The 18,568-nt window shown below is 56.5% G+C and carries 9 protein-coding genes; 3 read left to right on the plus strand and 6 right to left on the minus strand.

All coding sequences use genetic code 11. The features are described from left to right. Nucleotides 1-900: 900 nt before the first annotated feature. From LRR79_RS14125 to LRR79_RS14135, 3 genes are all read left to right on the plus strand, one after another. Complete coding sequence (locus LRR79_RS14125) at nt 901-3,816, plus strand: ribonucleoside-diphosphate reductase subunit alpha (protein WP_231757827.1); 2,916 nt, start codon at nt 901-903, stop codon at nt 3,814-3,816. 217 nt (nt 3,817-4,033) lie between these two features. After that, a complete protein-coding gene (locus LRR79_RS14130; RefSeq protein ID WP_231757828.1) occupies nt 4,034-5,323 on the plus strand; it encodes a ribonucleotide-diphosphate reductase subunit beta in 1,290 nt (429 codons plus the stop codon). A 60-nt stretch (nt 5,324-5,383) separates the two neighbouring features. Further along, entirely contained in the window at nt 5,384-5,704 is a 321-nt protein-coding gene (locus tag LRR79_RS14135; protein WP_231757829.1) for an OST-HTH/LOTUS domain-containing protein, read from the plus strand. A gap of 26 nt (nt 5,705-5,730) precedes the next feature. Here the strand turns inward: LRR79_RS14135 and LRR79_RS14140 are convergent, their stop codons facing one another. From LRR79_RS14140 to LRR79_RS14160, 6 genes are all read right to left on the minus strand, one after another. Beyond that, nucleotides 5,731-6,030 (minus strand): EF-hand domain-containing protein, encoded by a 300-nt coding sequence (locus LRR79_RS14140; protein ID WP_231757830.1) that lies wholly within the window; start codon nt 6,028-6,030, stop codon nt 5,731-5,733. Nucleotides 6,031-6,103: 73 nt separating this feature from the next. Continuing rightward, nucleotides 6,104-6,265: a DUF6515 family protein gene (locus LRR79_RS17400; RefSeq protein WP_407665212.1), complete on the minus strand. Its 162-nt coding sequence runs from the start codon at nt 6,263-6,265 to the stop codon at nt 6,104-6,106. Between the two features lie 382 nt (nt 6,266-6,647). After that, nucleotides 6,648-9,983: a X2-like carbohydrate binding domain-containing protein gene (locus LRR79_RS14145; protein ID WP_231757831.1), complete on the minus strand. Its 3,336-nt coding sequence runs from the start codon at nt 9,981-9,983 to the stop codon at nt 6,648-6,650. 255 nt (nt 9,984-10,238) lie between these two features. Then, nucleotides 10,239-13,850 carry a PKD domain-containing protein gene (locus tag LRR79_RS14150; protein WP_231757832.1) on the minus strand — a complete coding sequence of 1,204 codons (3,612 nt, stop codon included), beginning with the start codon at nt 13,848-13,850 and terminating at the stop codon, nt 10,239-10,241. A 259-nt stretch (nt 13,851-14,109) separates the two neighbouring features. Continuing rightward, a complete protein-coding gene (locus LRR79_RS14155) occupies nt 14,110-15,273 on the minus strand; it encodes a cellulase family glycosylhydrolase (protein WP_231757833.1) in 1,164 nt (387 codons plus the stop codon). A gap of 237 nt (nt 15,274-15,510) precedes the next feature. Then, nucleotides 15,511-18,411 (minus strand): TonB-dependent receptor, encoded by a 2,901-nt coding sequence (locus LRR79_RS14160; protein ID WP_231757834.1) that lies wholly within the window; start codon nt 18,409-18,411, stop codon nt 15,511-15,513. Nucleotides 18,412-18,568 lie beyond the last annotated feature (157 nt).

Raw genomic sequence — 18,568 nt, forward strand, 5'->3', positions numbered from 1 at the left:
AGGGTGCCGGCCTCTGACTTCCCGGAGGCTGGCGCCAGTACCTCCCCCCACTGCCCTGATGCAATGGGAGTTGTCCACAGAATGAACACGCCCCGGACCGGCAGATCACCCGATCTGGCACCAGAATCATCTCGCAACACAATCGCGACAATCCCCGGAATGCCAGCCTCTGCCTGGCGCCCAAATTGACCTGCCAGTGCCGATTTGATCAGAGAATGCCCAACCGGGAATTGTTATTGCCGGGCTTAATTTGAGACGGGTTTACTATTAAAAAATATTCTTAAACTGTGGATTGCGCGCCATCCACTGTTTACTTTTTATACCCGCCCAGTAATGGCGGGCGTTGCCGGGGAATAGAATTCAACCTCGCACCGCCTACCCACAAATTATCCACAAGTAACTCCGTGGTTATCCGCCTTGAATTACCCCCCCAACCGCATTATCTTGTTGCTCATTCGAGATCGGACCCCAATATATTGGGTTTAAGCACTAAGCAGCCCCCAGATGTAGCCCAGGCGGCATCGGGGAAAACGGCGCAATGTGACTTTCTGCGCCAGCAGATCAACCACAACATATAGTGTCTGTACTCTATCGCACCAACTAGCTGGCTTTTCAGGTTATCCACTTTTACAACCTTCCCTGTGAATGTGGCGCCAGAGGCAAATGCCCGGGCCAGACGCAGTATCAAAGCAGTACCCCACAAGAGTTACCCGAGCGAAGCCATGACTTCGCCGCCACTACTTGTGCCTGCGGAATCCTTACGATTCGCGCAAAAACTGTGCTGAATGGCGGAATACTGGTCGCGAGAACAAATTAAGGCCACAAGCCGACACACTGAAAAATCAGAGCAAAAACCCAGGCAGTCGACCCCGACGCGCACGAAAACTTACGGAGAAATTCATGCACACAGAGACAGGGCGTTCCCAGTCTGTGCCTAATGGCACTACCAAGGATTCGGTAACAGACCAGGCCAGCAGCAACACCTCACTGGCTGCCACCGCCCCCGGTCAGATTCGCGTCATCAAGCGCAACGGCACCGTTGTGCCCTATGACGACAGCAAAATCTCCGTCGCTGTTACCAAGGCGTTCCTCGCCGTTGAGGGTGGCACCGCTGCCGCCTCCAGCCGTATCCACGAGCGTGTGGCGGACCTGGTTGCCCAGATCAGCGCCACCTTCAAGCGCCGCATGCCTTCCGGCGGCACCATTCATATCGAAGAAATTCAGGACCAGGTCGAGCTGGAACTGATGCGCGCCGGTGAACACAAGATCGCCCGCGATTACGTGCTGTACCGCGAAGAGCACGCGCGCCTGCGTGCCGAGAAAGACAAAGAAAAGGCCACCGCGGCGGTCCAGTCCAGCGATACCCATCCAAGCATTCGCGTGAAGATGGAAGACGGCTCACTGGTACCGCTGGATATGGAGCGCCTGCGCACCATCGTCAGCGAAGCCTGTGAAGGGCTGACCGATGTAGACGCCAGCCTGATCCTGAACGAAGCGCTGAAAAACCTGTACGACGGTGTCTCTGAAACTGACATCAACACCGCACTGGTGATCACCGCGCGCACCCTGGTTGAGCAGGAGCCCAACTACACCTACGCCACCGCTTTCCTGCTGCTGGACAAACTGCGCAGTGAGGCCCTGCGCTTCCTGAACGTGGCCGAGTCCGCCACCCAGAAAGAAATGGAAAGCCTGTACAAGCCGGCCCTGGCCGCCTACGTGGCCAAAGGTATCGAGCTGGAACTGCTGGACCCGGCGCTGGCCAACTTCGACCTGGAAAAACTCGGCGATGCGATCAAACCCGAGTGCGATCACCAGTTCACCTACCTCGGCCTGCAGACTCTGTACGACCGCTACTTCCTGCACTCCGATGAAGTCCGCTTCGAACTGCCGCAGCTGTTCTTCATGCGCGTGGCCATGGGCCTCGCCATCAATGAAGACAAGCCGAATGAGCGCGCCATCGAGTTCTACGAACTGCTGAGCTCCTTCGACTACATGAGCTCCACCCCGACGCTGTTCAACGCCGGCACCCTGCGCCCACAGCTGTCCTCCTGCTACCTGACCACCGTGCCGGACGACCTGCACGGCATCTACGGTGCCATCCAGGACAATGCCATGCTGTCCAAGTGGGCGGGCGGCTTGGGTAACGACTGGACGCCGGTGCGCTCTCTCGGCTCCTACATTAAAGGTACCAACGGTAAATCCCAGGGTGTTGTGCCCTTCCTGAAAGTGGCCAACGACACCGCGGTTGCGGTCAACCAGGGCGGCAAGCGCAAGGGCGCCGTGTGTGCGTATCTTGAAACCTGGCACCTGGACATCGAAGAATTCCTCGAGCTGCGCAAAAACACCGGTGACGACCGCCGCCGTACCCACGACATGAACACCGCCAACTGGGTGCCAGACCTGTTCATGAAGCGCGTGTTCGAAGACAAGGAGTGGACCCTCTTCTCCCCGGCGGACACCCCGGACCTGCACGACCTGTTCGGCGACAAGTTTGAAGAGCGTTACAACCACTACGAACAGCTGGTTGCCGAAGGCAAACTGAAGCTGCACAAAAAAGTGCGCGCGGTGGACCTGTGGCGCAAGATGCTGGGCATGCTGTTTGAAACCGGCCACCCCTGGATCACCTTCAAGGACGCCTGTAACCTGCGCAGCCCGCAGCAGCACGCCGGTGTGGTACACAGCTCCAACCTGTGCACCGAGATCACCCTCAACACCAAGGCCAACGACGAAATCGCGGTATGTAACCTGGGCTCGGTCAACCTGTCCCAGCACATTGGCGAAGACGGCAAGCTCGACATGAGCAAGCTGGAAAGCACCGTGAAAACCGCCGTGCGCATGCTCGATAACGTCATCGACATCAACTACTACTCCGTGGAGACCGCGCGTCAGTCCAACATGCGCCACCGTCCGGTGGGCCTGGGTCTGATGGGCTTCCAGGACGCGCTGTACAAGGCCGGCATCTCCTACTCCAGTGATGAAGCCGTACAGTTCGCCGACACCACCATGGAAGCGATCAGCTACTACGCCATCTCCACCTCCAGTGACCTGGCGGCAGAGCGCGGCAGCTATGGCAGCTACGAAGGCTCCCTGTGGAGCCAGGGCATCCTGCCGATCGACTCCATCGAAATTCTCGCCAAGAACCGCGGCGAGCAGTTTATCGACCAGGACACCAGCAGCACCCTGGACTGGGATCTGGTGCGCGACAAGGTCGCAAGCCAGGGCATGCGTAACTCCAATGTGATGGCCATCGCCCCGACCGCGACCATCGCCAACATTACCGGCGTTTCCCAGTCCATCGAGCCCACGTACCAGAACCTGTACGTGAAATCGAACCTGTCTGGCGAATTCACCGTAGTGAACCCCTATCTGGTACACGACCTGAAAGCCCGTGGCCTGTGGGACAAGGTGATGGTCAACGATCTCAAGTACTACGAAGGTTCTGTACAGAAGATCGACCGCGTACCGGCCGACCTGAAAGCCAAATACGCCACCGCGTTTGAAGTAGAGCCGCGCTGGATCGTAGACGCCGCCAGCCGCCGTCAGAAGTGGATCGATCAGGCCCAGTCCCTGAACCTCTACATCGCCGGCGCCAACGGCAAGAAGCTGGACCTGACCTACCGCATGGCCTGGTACCGCGGCTTGAAAACCACCTACTACCTGCGCGCCCTGGCCGCCACCACCACGGAAAAATCCACCGTGAACAGTGGCACCCTGAACGCCGTGAGCGCCGGTGGCGCCCCCGCTGCCAGCGCCGCACCGGCAGCCGTACCCGCGGCCTGCTCGCTGGACGATCCAGACTGCGAAGCCTGCCAATAAGCGCTCGTTACAAGCCAAAAGACTCTCGGGGGAGAGCACCGCGTGGAGCCGCTGGCAGCAGCGGCCCCCACGCAACCAAGACCATAAGCGCCGCCCCGGCACCGGGCAAAAACTCAACAAAAGAGTCAAACCCGGGCCGGGCGCAGGTCGCACACGACACACATTTTGGATACCCCATCACCGATGGGGCATCGCACGGAAAAGATAAGGGGAAGACATGCTGAGCTGGGACGATATCGACACACAAGCCAAGCCAGAGCCCAAGAAAGCCGAACCGCAACCGGTGCCGGGTGCACTGCAATCCGAGCAGCAGGCAGTCACCGAACCCAGCGCTAACTACCAGGTAGAGAGCGCCAGCAGTGCCCCGGCATCGACCGCGGCCCAAGCCGAGTCCACCTCCAAGGCCACGCCCTCTTCAGCGGTCGAAGCCGCGCGTGCCGCCGTAAACGATCTGGATCCGGCCCCGGGCCTCGAAGAACTGGAAATGGGCGCTGCCCGTATCCAGGTAGACGAAAAGCGCATCATCAACTGCCGCGCCGACCTCAACCAGCTGGTACCGTTCAAGTACGACTGGGCCTGGCAGAAATACCTCGACGGCTGTGCCAACCACTGGATGCCGCAGGAAGTAAACATGAACAAAGACGTGTCCATGTGGAAAGACCCCAATGGTCTGACCGAAGACGAGCGTCGCATCGTGGAATACTCCCTGGGTTACTTCTCCACCGCCGACTCCCTGGTAGCCAACAACCTGGTGCTGGCCATCTACCGCCACATCACCAACCCGGAATGCCGCCAGTACATCCTGCGCCAGTCCTTTGAAGAAGCCATCCACACCCACGCCTACCAGTACTGTGTAGAGTCCTTAGGCATGGACGAAGGCGAAGTCTTCAACATGTACCGCGAAGTCCCCAGCGTCGCCAAGAAAGCCGCCTGGAGCCTCGCGCACACCGGCTCCATCAGCGATCCCAACTTCAAGACCGGCACCGCAGAAACCGACCAGGAGCTGCTGCGCAACCTGATCGCCTTCTACGCGGTCACCGAAGGTATCTTCTTCTACTGCGGCTTCACCCAGATCCTGTCCATGGGTCGCCGCAACAAGATGACCGGCGTTGCCGAGCAGTTCCAGTACATCCTGCGCGACGAGTCCATGCACCTCAACTTCGGCATCGACGTGATCAACCAGATCAAACTGGAAAACCCGCACCTGTGGACCGAACAGTTCCAGCAGGAAGTCACCCAGATGATCCTGGAAGGTATGGAACTGGAAGTGGCCTACGCCCGCGACACCATGCCCCGCGGCGTACTCGGCATGAACGCGGCCATGATGGAGGAATACCTCCACTTCATCGCCAACCGTCGCCTGAGCCAGCTGGGTCTGAAAGAACAGTTCCCGGGTGCCCAGAACCCCTTCCCGTGGATGTCCGAGATCATGGACCTGCGCAAGGAGAAGAACTTCTTCGAAACACGGGTCATCGAATACCAGACCGGTGGTGCACTGCAGTGGTAACGCACTGAGAACACATCGACTGTAGATAAGGAATACCTACAAGAAAGAGTCGCTCACAGGATGAGAGGTATTGAAGCGGGCGAAAGCCCGCTTTTTTTATATCTTGAGAAAAAGAGTGGAGAAAAGCGCAAAAACATCAAGTCTGATACAAAGTTGATCACGCTGCTGCGCCAGGCTATCGAAGCCACCAAGGACGACGATGGTTGGGCCGATCTCGGTGCTGTCGGCTCCAATATCTCCAATGGGACTTCCTTCGACTGCCGAAACTATGGCTTCAAAAACCTGAGCAGCCTGCTAAGGGCTATCGATCTTTTCGAGCTAAAACGCAGTCAGGGTAAGTCATATTTGGTCAGGGACACTAAAAGAAATAAAAAGAGTTAATTACCACTGCGCGCTGCTTAGCTAGATTACTCTTGTCCTTTCCGCTTTCCCCGCATTCCCTTGCGGGCCTGCTTCATTTCCTCTTCAGTTACAAAGCCGTCGCCGTCTTGACCTATGCGGGAAAACATTTCCTCAGGGTCGCCTCTTTTCGGCGAGAAAGCTGAGAACTCATCCACGGAAATTCGGCCATCGCCATCCGTGTCGAGCTTTGTCATCATATCGCCAAGGCGACCGCCCTTGCCCCCGGTAGAAGATTCTTCCTGGGCAAAGCTGGTGGAGGTAACCAGCAGCATGCTGCTAATAAACAGAGCGTGGACATTCTTCATTGGTAGATTCCTTAATCAGAAAATTCCGTCATTCACATTCATCAAAAACCCCGGCGCAAGCACCGGATGCACCTTATCCGAAGGCAGCCCCCGGATTCTTTACCACCACATACGTTGCCGTCTTCGGCAGCCAGCGATAGTAGTTACCTTTTGCATAAAAATAGGGTTTACCGCTGACAATCACCTTGCGGTATCCCACTGGTAGCGCTTTTGCACGATATCCCACTGGGTACATTTTTTTTCACAACCACAACCGTTTTCTGTTGCGGTTTCGCGTGATGGTGGTGTGCACTGTGACGCTCGCTATAGCGTGGGCTCGCATCCGCATAAGGGGCCGCAATACTTCCTGAAAACAGGACCAGTGTCATGGCAATGGCCATCAAGGGCTTCTGCAGATTTGGCATAGGTTTCCTCCTAAGTTTGCAGATCCGGTTCAGTCGCGTACGGCGTTCGAGTACCGATGGAAGAATTCTATTCGCTGGCCAGTTAAGTGGGGTTTCTGCAAGCTAAAGAAATGTAAATAACCGTTTACCGCACTTTACCCACAAAAAAGGCCGCAGCAGGTAACCCCACTGCGGCCTTGTTTTCCCCGGGGCATACCCGGGCTTGAGTTGGATCTACTGATTCAGGGACTCGTAGTAAGAAGAACGATCGATCAACAAATCACAAACCGGTTTGTGCAGGTCGATATGAATCTTACTTCCCTCGGTGTTGGAGCCCGGGGCGCCGGTTTCCGTGAGGGTTGCTTCTTCCGCAGTCATCGCACAGTACATCTGGAAGCCATCGTTGTTGGATACCCAGCCGCCAGTGGGTTCACCGTAGGGGCCGGCGCACCATTGGCAACCATCCAGTGGCGTGTTGCCGTTGCCCCACTCCTTACCGGAGAGCTGCCAGGCGTGCATACCGCCAATGGCGTCCTTGTTCTGTTCCGCCTGCGCGTACCAGTCGACAAACTTCTGGTAACGCACGTTCAGGTCTTCGGCCACTGTCGCTTCCGAGGCCACCGGCCAGCTGAACTCACCGATATAGGTTGGCTTATTCAGTACCCGCCCTACTTCGGCGAGTTGGTCGATATTAGCCAGGGTTTCCGCGTCGGACATATTCCACCAGGTGGGATAAAGGTGCGCACTGATTGCGTCGATAGTGGGCAAATCGTTGACCGTTCTGACGAAATTGAAGTCATCCCCGGTGCCATTATGGCCAAATGAGGACTCCGCACCGATCGATACCAGATGACTGGGGGCGAGTGACTTGATCAGACTGGAAATATCGTCCACCCACGCTTTGAAAATTTGCACATTACAGCTGCTTTCACAGCGGGGTTCGTTGGCCAGCTCCCACATCATGATGGCCGGATCTTCCGCGTAGGTATAGCCGGTCAAGGGGTTCTGGTGCTGCAACAGTTCGGTGATAAAGCCTTTGAACTTGTCTACGGACGACGGCGTGGAGAAATGCGGCGAACCGTAAGAATCCAGGTTACCGAAGTAGTTCCAGTGATCCGCCAGTGACAACACCAGCTTGATGTCGTACTGATGAGCCAGTGCCACATAGTTGTCGAACAGCTCGAAACTGCGATCCACAATGGCCTGCTCGGCAGCGGTGCGATTCGCTTTGGTCAGCAGGAAGTCTTCACCGGACTTCATGTTGATGCAGACACCATCATGGGTTTTGGTGTCGTTGCAGAACATCCAGGTGCGCACCGAGGTCATGCCGAGATGGTGCGCGCGCTGAAAGAAGTCTTCCGCCATAGCTTCCGGCTTGTACATCAGGTAGTACTGGTTGGAACCGTTAAAGTAGAACGGCTGGTTACCCAGAACAAACTGTGTGCCCAGGGTATCCACATAGAAGGGACCGGGGGCATTACCCACCTGCACCCTCAAAGCTTTTTTCAGGCTAGTGCCGGCAACTCCAAATTCCAGGTCGTAGAGACCATCACCGCTGGTAGGAATTACCAGTGGGCTGTTACCAGCATATACCTGGGTGGCACCACCGTTAACGGAATACGTCAGGTCACCGGTGGCGTCCTTATCGAAGTCCACGGTAATGTCCGCACCACTGCTCAAGTGGTCGAACGCCTGTGGGCTGTTGATTTCCAGGTTGCCGAGGAAGTTCACGCACAGGTTGTGTACGCTGGCCCAGCCCCAATCGCCTTCGCGATTAATCATGCCGATGCGATGTACACCCGCACTCAGGTTGTGCACAAACTCCATGTCCTGGGGTGCTGAAACGGGCGTATTCGGCCACACCATATTCGACAGGCCACCGTCGTCCAGCAGGTAGGACACATACTTGTCGCCGCCCTCGGTGCTATAGGTGAGCAGTACCTGATACTGACCGGCCTTTTCCAGACTAAAAGTCCAGTAGGCGGCGCTGCCATTGGTGCCGGTGACCTTCGCGCGGTCACCTTCAATTACAGCACCTTCGGAAGTCACCGTGCTGATATCGAAGCAGTCACCGGTAAGCGCTTCCGTAGCGGTCACCAGGAAATCTGCCGAGGCACTGCCGTGATCACTGCTGCTGAACTGGGCGCTATAGCTGACGGTTTGCCCACTACTTAGGCTGGCCACGTGCGCTTCATTCAAGGTGAGTACACCGCTGCCGTAGCTGTAGTCACTGGCCTGCAGAGCGACACCATCGGCGTTAACACCGGTAAAGGAGAAGGAACCGGAATCCAGGTTGAAGGCCAGCGCGGTGGGCGCATCTACATTGACGGTCTGGCTATCCGGAGAGACCGTTGGCATCACCACAGGCTCGCTGTCTACACGCAGCTCTACGGATACGGACTGGTTGCCCAGGTCGGCATCCTCGAAAGTAGCGGTCAGGGTATAACTGCCCACCGCGAGTGTGCTGATATAGCCCGCTTCCAGGGTCAGGCTCGCCGCACTCACGCTGTAGTCGATGCCCTGCTGGAGCGTGGTACCGCCATTTCTGAGGCCGGTAAAAGTATAAGAGCCACTGCTCAGGCTGTAGCTGACGCTTTCACCGGAACCAACCTGTACGCTCTTGCTGGCCGGGCTCAGTGTGGGATCTTCCGGCACTACTTCCGCCGGGATAACCCGCACGTCGCCCAACAGGATATAGCCCCAGTTACCACCGGTTCCATCCACGCCGATAACCTGTTCCCCGGCACTCAGGTTCGCAGTTATGGAATAGGTCTCGGTACCGGTGGTGGCCGGTGTTGCAACCTGTTGCGTGCTGCCACCCACATAGAATGTATTGGTTTTTTCACCGTGGGGGGACTGGTAATCAAACTCCACCACATATTCCCCGGACATGGGGGCGTAGTAGAGCCACTGCGCCTGGCCGTGATTGAGTTCAACAAAGCCGTCCACCAGTTCCGCGCCGTCGCTGAGCACGGCATCCTGCGGTGTCAGTGTCTGGGCTTCGTCGCTCACCTCCACCACATTGATATCGACCGCAAGTGGCGTGGCGCTGGCAAAATTTAGCTGGAAACTATAGTTTCCTGTGTCAAGGCTGCTCAGGTAGGCAGCACTGAAAGTGAGCTCGTAACCGTTCAGGCTGTAGGCACTTTCACCCATGGACGTCGCCAGCGTGGTGTTGTCCACGGACACCAGAGTGTCGCCATCAGTATTCAAGGTAAAGACCACATCGCTGCCGCCATCGCTGTTGAAGGAGCGGGATTGTGGAGATACGACTGGCACCGGATCGGGATCGGGATCGGGATCGGGATCGGGATCGGGATCGGGATCGCCACCAGTCTCGCAGTCTTCAATAAATTCCCATGGCCCCCAACGCTCATTGCGATCGGGTGCAGTGCCTATCACCCACCATTTGGCTTTGAAGTGGGCGCTGTCATAGGTGACCAGTTCGTTACCTTTGTACTGGAAGGCGGTATCCCATTCCGGCGCGGTACAGGCGGCCGCCTGTGCACCAAGGGGAACGGCCATCATCGCGGCTATTGCCAGCGACAGGCCTGTTTTTGCTTTTATCATTTCACTCACCATGCATTTTTTATTGGTGTTTCATTGGAGTGAGTTCGCCGTTAACTGCGACCAGTGTCGATACAGCGGACAACAGCGGCACAAGCAGAATCTGACTGCCCGGCAACTCTGCGGCCCGCGATACACGCACCGCACTTCACGGCAAAGGAACTGCCGTGCAATGACCAGCGCACCACGGTGCACCAGCCACTGTTCTTTGCCTATTGCCGGCACGCACCGGCAAATATCGGCGGTAATCACACCGCCTCAGGGCACCCTGCTGACACAGGCGGATACATCACCCGGCCACTGATTCCACTGCCAGGCCCAGCCTCCTGCATAACCGAGGTCGTGCAGGCGCGCGCACAGATCGCGGCCATCTACCGGGTCATTGAGAACATTCAGGTCTTCAACATAAAACTCGCCAACCACAATGGGCTTGTCGACGCCCCAGTAGTCTGCTGAGTGATGGAAAGGAGACCAGGCCCCGTTCTTGCCTTCATTGTTGTAGTAGTGGGGCTGATAGAAATCGAGCACGGCCAGAGCGTCCCCGTCTGCGGCGGCGATCAGGCGATCGTCCCGGTACAGATTGGTTCCGCCGGCCACATCGGAGTTGTATTTACCCATGGATTTAGAGCCGGTGGTCACCAGTGCCTGCTGGCCGAGGTTCTGTGCTACCCGGTGAATAGTCGCCGCCATTTTTGCCTGTACCCGCTGTAACTGGGCCAGGGTCGGCCGACGACCACCATCCGCGGCGAGCCAGGATTCCGTCATGTTTTCCGGTTCGTTGAACAGCTCCCAGGCCACGAGTTGTGGATGGCTGTTGAGCTGCTCCACCATCGGCGTGAGAGCGTTGTCCAGATAGGATTGCAATACCGCGTCCTGAGTCAGTAACCGGTAATTATCGAAGGTCGGCGGATTGCGCACGTCGTTGGCCCGCAACATATCGAAAGACCATAGGGAGGGGACAATGTACACGTCGTACTCCGCGGCAATATCCAGTGCCCGCTGCAGGTCCTGAATGAAGCTGCCACCAGGCCCGGTGACCACCTGCTCGCCATTTACATTGCCCCAGGCCGGGGTATAGGAACCGTCGGTGTGAATCCACCAGCGCAGGGTATTGCCGCCGGCATCCACCAGATCCTGCAAGGCACTGCGCAGGGAATTTTCATCCAGACCATTGCCAATATCGTTGGCGAAATTGAACCAGGCGATATTGAAACCGTTCAGGTACAGGGGCTTGCCGTTGTACAGAATACGACTGTTGGCGGCAGCGGCTTCCACCGTGACGGTTTTACTGTGTTGATGGGATTTTCCGCTGTCATCAAGCACCGTCAGGGTCACGGTGTACTCCCCGGCACTGTAGCTGTGGTTTACCTGTGCACCGGTTGCACTACTACCATCGCCGAAGGTCCACTGATAGCTGACGATTTCCCCATCTCCATCGTAGGAGTTGGTCCCATCAAAGCTGATCTGTTCATCGGGTTGCGGTACACCCGGTGCGAACGTGAAGCGTGCCAGCGGTGTACCGTCATTAGCGACCGGCACGTTTTTCTGAGCGACGATCTGCGAGTAAGCACCAAACACATCACAGGCATCGTCGTACTGATACTCTGGATTACAGTAGATGGTAAAACGATCCCAGTCGTTATACAGACCGTCACAGGCCATGGCCGGTCCCGGTGTGGTATCGCAGTAAGGGCCGCCCATATTTTCTTCGCTGGGGATTTCCCAGAAATCCGTGTCGGACAGAATCCACATCAGCGCGCCATCGAGATCCTCGGCGTCGGCAATTGCCAGCCATTCCTCGAAAACACGTTTGCGCTCTGCCGGGGTAATACCGTCGCGGCCGTCCCAGTGCATCCACGGCTTCATGGTATTGGGGTCAAACTGCAGCATCCGGCCATATTCACCCATGTACACGGGCTTGCCCATGGCGCGCGCCTTGGCGATACGGCTGCGGGCAAACTCCTTGGCCTGCTCCTCATCCAATCCCCACCAATCCGGGTACATATGGAAAGAGGCCGCATCGATATTCGGGAAACTGTGATCGGTGACGAAGTCGTTGCCGTCTTTGCCCTTCTGGTCTTCAGGTTCCCAGGGATTGTCCGCATCGAACCCTTCGGTGCCGGTGGACACCAGATGGCGCGGTGCGATGGATTTGATATGGGAGGAGATATCGTCAATCCAGTCGTGGAAGTCGGCTTTCTGTTCCGGCGTACAGGTGATGCAGCGCGGCTCATTCGCCAGTTCCCACATCATGATGGTGGGGTCATCCTTGTAAGCAACGCCACTGATGGTATTGACCCGATTCAGCAGGTAGGAAATGTATTCCTTGAAACGTGTGCGCGACCAGTCATCGCCGTAGTACTGGGCATTGGCTTCAGCGAGGAAAATATGATCTTCCTTCGCGACCATTTCCCCATCCACTTCCACCATCACCACCGGCGGTGTCACGCCCCGCTGGCGTTGTTCGGAGCGATAACAGGCTTCATAGTCCTGCGGTCCTTCCACACCGTCACCGTCGTTATCCACAATGATATTCGGCGACCAGTAGGCGTAATGGCACATACCGCCGAAACCACCCCAGTAGTTGGTCAGTGGCAGAATCAGTTTCAGGCCCGCTTTGCGTGCCTCTTCCACAACCCAGTCAAGGCGAGCGAAGGCGGCTTCATTAAAGCGCTCGGTAGCGCTGACCGAATCCGGGTTCTCTGGCTGGAAGCACATGATGTCGCCATCCAGGCCGGTATTGGCCAGGGTCCCGTAATACTCACCGTCGCAGAATGCCCAGGTACGGAAGCTGGTCATACCCAGGTTTTCCGCACTGGCAAACAGGTCCGTCACCATCTGCTCGTGCTTGTAGAACGGGATATAGCTGTTGGCGCCGTTGGTATAGAAATACTCGCCGTTAAGACCAAAGTGGCCGTCATCGGTGACGTAAACAAAGCCGTCTTCATAACTGCCTGCAGCCACAATGGAAATAGTGGAAGTGGCAGCATCCGATTGCGCGAATGTCACTTCCAAAACCAGCTGCTCACCAGCGGTGCGCCCGTGGAAAAGCTGCGAGGAAAGTGACAGCTGCGAGCCACCGAGTGTGTAATCACTGCTGTTTAGCGGTTGCCCGGCGAGTGTCACAGTGCTGAGGGTGTCGCCATCCAGATTCAGTGTTAGCACCAGGTCCGCGCTATCCCCTGCGGTGAAAGAAACCGTTGCCGGGGAAAGCGATGGCTCCGGGGTATCGGCCGTAACCAGCGCAATATTTGCACCCAGCACCTCGATATAGCCCCAGTTTGCCTGCGGGCGTCCATCCACCGAAAACTGGTGATTGCCACCTGACAGTGTGACATTGTCAAACACCACACTCTGAATGCCGGTATCCGCGGTGTTGGTCACCGCGCGACTTTCGCCAGCGGCGGTAAAGGTATTGGTTTTCGCACCATGGGGGGCAGCGATATCAAACGATACCCGGTATTGTCCCGGCTGACTGATGGCATGTGTCCAGGTTACGAAGCCATGGGCCAGCGTAATACGCTCACCTTCAAGCACCGCGCCATCGCTGAGGGAGCCGGCCGCGGCGCTCAGGGTGTAATCCCCGCTGGGATCGGGATCGGGATCGGGATCGGGATCGGGATCGGGATCAGGGTCCACAGAGCCCTCACATTGCGTCAGGTACTCCCAGGGACCCCATTGTTCACTGGGGTCAGGCGCCTGGCCTTTCACCCACCATTTCGCGCGGAACGCATCGCCCAGGTAGACGACTTCCTCGCCACCGGTGTATTGGGTATTCGCGGAATACGCAGGAGAATCACACCCGGCCGCAAGCACGGGCTGGCTGGCGGCGAATGATATCGCTGCCGCTAATTGCACTATTTTTTTCATCGCTATGGCTCTTACGTTTTTATTGTTCAGAGCACTGGATACAGCTGGATTCCAGTTTTCCTGGTTGTGAAAACCGATTGATTGAATGAATAAAAGAACTACTAATTTATTGTTGTAACCACCGGCGGCCGGCCACGTTGAAATGCTCACTACCGGCGCAGAATACCCAGGCGGACACCCTCCTGGGGTACTTCGCGCAACGCGAGGTTTGCGTTGCGCAAAATTTGAGATGCGTCTGCTGAATTAACCCTTTCTCCCGTTAGGGAACATTCCGAACACAGGCAGCAACCTTGTCCGGCCACTGGTTCCACTGCCAACCCCAACCGCCCGCATAGCCGAGATCGTAAAGTCGCTTGCACAATTCACTGGCTAAAACCGGGTCTCCCATGAGGACAAGGTCTTCGATATAGAATTCACCGATTACGATGGGCTTATCCAGGCCCCAGTGATCCGCCGAATGATGAAACGGGGACCAGGCTCCCTGCTTTCCTTCATTGTTGTAATAATGAGCCTGATAAAAATCGAGTACTGCCAGAGCGTCGTTATCCGCTGCAGCAATAAGCCGATCGTCGCGATACAGGTTTTCACCACCGGCAGCATCGGAGTTGTATTTGCCCAGTGATTTGGATCCCGTTGTAACCAGTGCAACTTGATCCTGCGACTGCGCTACCCGGTGAATTGTGGCCGCCATTTTTCCCTGGACCCGCTGAAGATCGGCAAGTGTGGGGCGTCGGCCACCATCCGCTTCAAACCAGGTTTCGGTCATATTTTCGGGTTCGTTAAACAGCTCCCAGGCAACCAGTTGTGGATGCCCATTCAATGCTTGCACCATCGGTGACAGGGCCTGGTCCAGGTAGGACTGCAATACCGCGTCTTCGGTCAGCAGTCGATAGTTATCGGCCGTTGGAGGGTTTCGATAGCTGTTCGCCCTCAGCATGTCGAACGACCAAAGGGACGGGACGATATACACCCCGTACTCCGCCGCTATATCCAGCGCCCGCGCCAGATCTTCAATAAAGGTACCGCCGGGACCACTAACCAGGCGCACTCCATCGACGTTTTCCCACGCCGGGGTGTAAGCGCCATCGGTATGCATCCACCAACGCAGTGTATTGCCGCCCGCATCAACAACGTCCTGTAGTGCCTTGCGCAGTTCGGGCTCAGCCAGCCCGCTGCCCACATCGTTGGCAAAATCAAACCAGGCAATATTGAAACCGTTTAAATACAGCCTTTCGCCCTGATAGGTAATAAAGCCTTGGGCAACCCGCTGTGGTTCATCATCTTCAGAGCCGGGCGTAGTCGGTGGTGGATTGCTTCCCACATCACTATCCGAGATCGTTGAGTGAGAGTCGTCACCGGATGATCCACATCCAAACAGGATCAGGAGAATACATGTGGCGATCAGTTTCGTTACGAATTTCATCAAAGATCTAGTCACTACCTGAGGGTGAAACACTCTCCACGGAAGACATGAGAAACATCACCCGTGAAAGATAAAATTTTTACAAAAGGTATTATTGTTTTTTTAAAAATGCCTCCGGCGAACCGGAGGCCAATGTCGAGAGTCCGACAACTGCGGAAAGGAGAGTCAGGCCACGCCTCGCGTAGCCCCGAAAAAAACCATCCACGCCGCTCACACGCGGACGGTTTTGCACAACGATCAGAACTTGGCGCGAACACCCAGCGTGTAACGCGGTTCATAGGCATTCTGCCAGGCCTTCTGATCTTCCCACTGGAGGTAGTACTCCTCCGTTTCTCCTGTGAGATTGGAGCCGTTCAGATAAACGGTGACGTCATCGTTGATGTCGTAGCTGACGGAAGCGTCGATATAGGTGGTCGGTGCCTGCATCAAAGTCAGACCTTCGGTGCCCCACACCTGGTTAAAGGCAACCACGCGCTCACTGCGGTAGTTGTAGGCCAGGCGTGCCTGCAAACGCTCACCTTCATACCAACCGACAAAGTTCGCCAGCTGCTCGGAGTTGTCTGCAAACGGCAGGTCATTCCCGTCAATGTCCACTTTGCCCGAATCACTGGGCGAGTAGGTGTAGTTCGCATCCACACCAAAGTTCGCCCAGACACCCGGAAGGAAGTCGAACGCCTGTTTGGCGGAAAGCTCAATGCCGGAGAGCTCACCACCATCGCCCTGAACATTGGTCTGAACATCGGTGGTGCGGCGCACTACGCCATCTTGGTCCGGCAGATCCATGGGTACAGAGCCACGCTCGATAAAGCTCTCGATTTCCACCAGGAACAGACCCGCACTGACCATACCGGAGCCAATGTAGTATTCGAGGGAGAGGTCGAAGTTGTCTGCGCGCCACGGGTCGAGATCCGGGTTACCGTTGGAATTGGCCGAAATCACTTCAAACACACCGGTGCTGGAATTGATCGCATAGGTAGGAGACAGACCACCGCCCCACTGCTCTAGATTCAGCGGCGACATGGTTTTGGCATAGGCCGCGCGCAGTTTCAGGTCATCGCGGAGATCGAACGCCAGGTTCAGAGAGGGAAGCACGTCGGTGTAAGAGCGGCTGGTAACAAATTCGCCACCGTCTACTTCCGGCGCGCCGTAATCACGGGCACCGCCAACTACGCGCTGACCAACTTCCAGGTCGGTTTGTACTACGCGCACGCCGAAGTTACCGCTGACCGGAACGCCCATTTCGGCAGCAAAGTTGGCCTGCAGGTAAGCGGAAGTCTCCTGCAGGTTTACCGCATAAGACTGGCCGGGAATAATTCCGCGCTCATTGTTCGGGTACAGGGAGTTGTGGAAGGCCACCACATTGTCCATGGCTTCCGGATTCAGCGCGTACACTCCGGGAATACCGGTAGCGCCGCCAAAGTCGGTCACCCACTGCACATCACTACCGAAAGAAGACAGTGGAATCGGTTTGCCAGCGGTGTAGTAGGTTCCGTTGCCATCGCCAAAGGAACAGGCATTGCCCATCACAACGTCGGTCGCTTTCCAGCGCACCAGACAGCCGTTGTTCCCGATCGGTGCCAGTAAGTGGTACTGCTCATTTTCCGCGTCGCGATCGGAGTAGCGCACACCGCCGTCCACAGACTGAAAGAAACCACTATTGTCAAAGTTAAATGAGCCATCGAACCGTGCAATGGTCATCTCGCCTTCGCGGTCGTAGTTATTTTCGGATGAGAGCGCACCCACGGAATAACCATCGAGGTTATTCACCAGATCCGGCACCCCACTCCAGTGGGGGTCGTCACCGCGGTAATCTACAACAATGGACTGGTAGGGATCCGAATAGCCATTGGGGTTACTGGCTTTGGCACCGCCGGGATATTCAGGATATTGCACGCCCCACTGGCTGCCGTCCGCCATATCCAGATCGATGTAGCTGTTCAGTTTGCTCTGTTCCGCACGACCGTGAACCAGGCGGGCACCACCGGTGAAGGCGCCACCATTGTCATAGTTCAGTTCGATATTGATGTTGCTGGACTCAGATACTGTTCCTTTGACTTCCGAGTAGGACTTCAGGCGGCGGCCGTCTGCCTGATACACCTGCACGGTGTGAATACCGTCAGCACCTTCGCTGGATTCCAGCGGAGCAGCCCAACCCCACTGTTGCCACTTATCGGAAATGGAAATACCCGCGCGGCGATCTTTTTCATCCATGTCGGTGTAAAAAAAGTCGGCGGCCAGATCAAAACCTTTGCCGAGGTCGGCCTGGAATGAGCCGTTCAAACCAAAGCGTTCGCGTTCAGCAAACTGGTTATAGGCGGTGTGACCCTGATAGGCGATGTAGCGATCGTCGAGGTCGCCGTCGCCGTTCATGTCGTTGCCGTGATAATTCCAGTTATCCGCATCACTGCCGGCTTCGGAAGGCATACCGGACCAGCCCGCATCCGAGCCACCCCCGGCCATGCCATTGTAATAGTTCGCAAGATTGACATTGGCGAGCGAAGCAGAAAGCAGTACACCGACTTGCTCATTATTCCAGGCAAATAAGCCCGAAACAGCACTGTCGGTTTCACCGGAGTCGCGACCGGTCTGCCCTTCTGCGGCAAATGAGGTGGTCGTGCCACTATCGAAATCCATCGGGCGATGGGTACGCAGGTTCACCATGCCGGTAATACCACCAGACAACTTGGATGCGGTCGGCGATTTGTACACATCGGCACCGGCAAACAGCGGCGCGGGAATATCGTTGAAGTTGGGCTGCACCGTGGTCACGGAACCGGCTCCGAGGTAGGACTCACCATTGAGAGTGGTCATCACCTGTGGCATGCCGCGCACGTTGATGGTACTACCCTCGCCTGCGGTCCGGCGGATCTGCACACCGGTAATACGCTGCAGCGAGTCAGAGATGGTGACGTCCGGCAGCTTGCCGATGTCTTCCGCCACAATCGAATCCACGATAGAGGTAGCGTTGCGCTTGGTGTTGATCGCAGTCTCCTGAGACATGCGAATCCCCTGCACCACTACCTCTTCAATTTCACCGGCCCCCTCCTGTGCGAACGCAACCGGTGCGCCTAACAGGCCATAGGCGGCAACACTTGTAGCCAGAATCGCTTGAGCAAACGGCAGTTGTTTTGCCAGCATTTTGTTTTCCCTCAATTATTATCGTGTAGAGACCGCGCGGATCTGGGCACGGCCGGGACGAAGACTTCGCCTCGCTTTCACTGCGGCTGGGACAAGCCCGCATGTAACCGGTTACAATCGATGGGCAAAAAAATACCGAATCAGTAACTCAGGCACT

Source organism: Microbulbifer elongatus (genome assembly GCF_021165935.1).
In the GTDB taxonomy this organism is placed as follows: Bacteria; Pseudomonadota; Gammaproteobacteria; order Pseudomonadales; family Cellvibrionaceae; genus Microbulbifer; species Microbulbifer elongatus.